Source organism: Mucilaginibacter sp. P5_A4, from assembly GCF_056400605.1.
In genome coordinates this window covers 1-2,554 of the sequence record NZ_JBFUKX010000115.1, presented here as the reverse complement: position 1 = coordinate 2,554, position 2,554 = coordinate 1, and the positions used below count along the sequence as shown (strand labels likewise).

3 protein-coding genes are annotated in these 2,554 nt (G+C 40.4%); all 3 read left to right on the top strand.

The annotated features are described in order from the left end of the window. Positions 1–1,406 (top strand): polyphosphate kinase 1 (ppk1, locus tag AC1DQW_RS27430; RefSeq protein WP_477456972.1); only part of this gene is annotated, 1,406 nt, incomplete at its 5' end. Further along, the gene (locus AC1DQW_RS27425; RefSeq protein WP_477456971.1) at positions 1,403–2,281 is read left to right on the top strand and encodes a Ppx/GppA phosphatase family protein; all 879 of its coding nucleotides are present in this window, start codon (positions 1,403–1,405) and stop codon (positions 2,279–2,281) included. The genes ppk1 and AC1DQW_RS27425, both read left to right, overlap by 4 nt. 177 nt (positions 2,282–2,458) lie before the next feature. After that, on the top strand, positions 2,459–2,554 hold a 96-nt coding region (locus AC1DQW_RS27420; RefSeq protein ID WP_477456973.1), incomplete at its 3' end, for a flavoprotein.

Below are 2,554 nucleotides of genomic sequence, written 5' to 3'. Positions count from 1 at the left end.
ATAGTATAGAAGCTTATTCTTTGCAGCTTACCCGTGATGCCGAACTTGACCTGGATAAGGAAGTAAGCGGTAAATTCATTGATGCACTATCCAAAAGCCTGCAAAAACGCAAGAAAGGCACACCTATGCGTTTGCTTTATGATACCGAAATGCCGATGGATATGTTAAAGTACCTGGTGACTAAAATGGGGCTCCATGGCGAAAGTCTCATTCCCGGTAACAGGTATCATAACTTTAAAAATTTTATATCATTTCCAAATGTAGGCTCGCCCGAACTGGAGTTTGTTAAATATCCTGCCCTGCCTGCCGAAGATCTTTCATTTGGCAAAAGTTTGATCGGGCTAATCGCTAAAAAGGATTATATGATAAGCACGCCTTATCAGTCTTATGATTACATTATTCACTTTTTACGCGAGGCAGCTATTGATCCTAAGGTTAAAGAAATCAGTATAGCGGTTTACCGCCTGGCCGAGAATTCAAGGATCATACATGCATTGGTAAATGCGGCCAAAAATGGTAAAAAAGTAAACTGCCTGGTTGAACTTCGCGCAAGGTTTGATGAGCAGAACAATATATTCTGGAGCAACAGGCTGGAAGAAGAGGGCGTAAACGTACTTTATGGCGTGCCGGGTTATAAAGTGCACTCCAAAATATGCCTGGTTACCCGTTTGGAGAAGCAAAAGCCTGTAAATTATGCTTGTTTATCAACCGGGAATTTCAATGAAAAAACAGCCAGGATTTATGCTGATCATACTCTTTTTACAGCCGATAAAAAGATAACTGATGATCTTGCCGAAGTGTTTAAAGCGCTGAAAAGAAATGTGTTGCCCAAGGGATTGAAAACGCTTATCGTATCGCCTGTTGATTCAAGGCCGGCTATTTACAAGCTGGTAGAAAACGAAATAAAGAACGCAAAGGCCGGCAAAAAAGCCTATATGATATTAAAAATGAACAGCCTTGCTGATGAGGCGCTCATTAATAAACTATACCAGGCCAGCAATGCCGGTGTTAAGATCAAGATGATCATTCGTGGCATGTGCTGCCTTGTTCCCGGAGTAAAAGGGTACAGCGAAAATATCGAGGTGATAAGCATTGTAGATAAATACCTTGAACACGCCCGTGTACATATCTATTGTAACGGTGGTAACGAGCTGATCTACCTTACATCGGCCGATTTTATGACCCGTAATATTGATAATAGGGTAGAGGTTGGCTTCCCAATCCTCGACGAGCAATTGCGGAAGGAAGTGAAGGATATCATCAATATTCAACTGCATGATAATACCAAGGCCCGCGAAATAAACGGTACCAACAGCAATAAATACCATAAAACTAATTCGGCCGACTCACATCGTGCGCAGATAGAGATATACAATTACCTTAAAACTAAAAACAAACCAAATTGAGATACGCAGCTATAGATATTGGCTCCAACGCAGTAAGGCTGCTTATTGCCGATATTATTGAAAACCATGGTTCTTATTCCTTCAAAAAAAACACACTTATAAGGGTACCATTGCGCCTGGGCGATGATGCTTTTATTCAACAACACATCTCCGACAAAAAAGCCGGTGACCTGGTAAAATCGATGAGTGCGTTCCGTAACCTTATGGATGTGTATAAAGTGACAGATTACCTGGCTTATGCTACATCGGCTATGCGCGAAGCAAAAAACGGCGAAGAAGTAGTTAAGCTGATAAAACAGGAAGCCAACATTGATTTAGAGATCATTCACGGCTCAAAAGAAGCTAAAGTAATATATGCCAGCCATGCCGAACAAACCATAGATAAAAGCAAAAGCTATCTATATATTGATGTAGGTGGCGGCAGTACCGAGCTTTCACTTTTTTCGGCGGGGGATTTGATGGCTTCCAAATCATTTAATATTGGTACCATCAGGATATTGGATAACCAGGATAGCGAAGAAACCTGGACCGAGATGAAAGATTTCATCAGGGAGCATACCCGGGGATATAAACAATTATTAGGAATAGGCACCGGCGGCAACATCAATAAATTACACCGGCTGGCCGAAGAGGGCGATGATACGCCAATGGCTTTTGGTAAGCTAAAATCCTTGTACACATATCTTAATTCGTTTTCGCTGAAAGATCGTATAAATGTGCTTGGATTAAACCAGGATAGGGCCGATGTAATCATTCCTGCCTGCGAAATTTATATGACTGTAATGAAAAACGCGGGTATAAAACAGATTTATGTACCCCGTGTAGGTATGGTTGATGGTATAATTCAAAGCTTAATAGATAAGAATTTATCTTAACAATTTATTCATGTAAAAATATTTTTACAAATTTGTTTTATAATATAAAAAGTGTTAGTATATTTGTGATGCCCTCTCAAGGGCATGTTTTTCATAGGTAGATGTAGGGTCGGGTACAAGTTATTCGACCCTTTTTTGTGCCCGTAACTTTTTACCTGATTGGGTTGTTGTTGAATCATGAAGAAGAAGATTGTAGTTGCTATTACGGGTGCCAGCGGCGCTATTTATGCCGATTTGTTATTAAAGAAGTTAAGCCAGTTAAGTGCCCAGATA